Annotated in this window: 1 protein-coding gene; it reads right to left on the bottom strand. The window is 39.7% G+C overall.

All coding sequences use genetic code 11. The features are described 5' to 3' along the window. On the bottom strand, positions 1-342 hold a 342-nt coding region (locus R7R78_RS28190; protein ID WP_225474858.1), incomplete at its 3' end, for a DUF1097 domain-containing protein. Between the last annotated feature and the right edge of the window lie 238 nt (positions 343-580).

The following is a 580-nucleotide window of genomic DNA, read 5'->3' as shown; positions in this document are numbered from 1 at the left end:
AAATGTTGCGCATGAACCAATAAAAGTACCAGGGATGTACGCGAGCCAAGCCTGTTTAGCTTGAATACACATGAAGAATGCCACAATAGCGGTAATCACATAGCCAATAATTTCCAACCCCACGTAAGTGGAACCGTGAATAATTACCATTGCCCAGAATACGCCTGTCATATTGGTGATTAAGCTGATGCCTAGTCCTTTCAATCCGCTCGTTGGCGCTGCAAAGTAGCTCGTGCAACCTAAAAAACCAGCCCAAGAAAGCAAACCTAAAGAGATGGCGATCCAACCCCATACGCCAGATAAAATTCCAGTAGTGATAGAAATAGCTAAAAGTGTCGTCATGGTAGTCATACCTACTCGGCTATTATCGTACCTATATGGTTCAATAACTGCCTTCATACATTGAAATCAAGGAGACATGTTAGATACATCAGCTCAGCTTATCGGTGATATTGATCACAATAAGATATTATTATTTTCACAATTTACATTAAAAGTTTGACGCAACCGATAAATCAACAGATTTAGGGAATAAACCAACTCATCTCGTAGGCATATTTAATCAACCTTTAAAGAACTG

The organism is Vibrio sp. 2134-1 (assembly GCF_033339495.1).
Note: the sequence above shows the minus strand (reverse complement) of the source record. Positions and strands in the feature narration are given on the sequence as shown.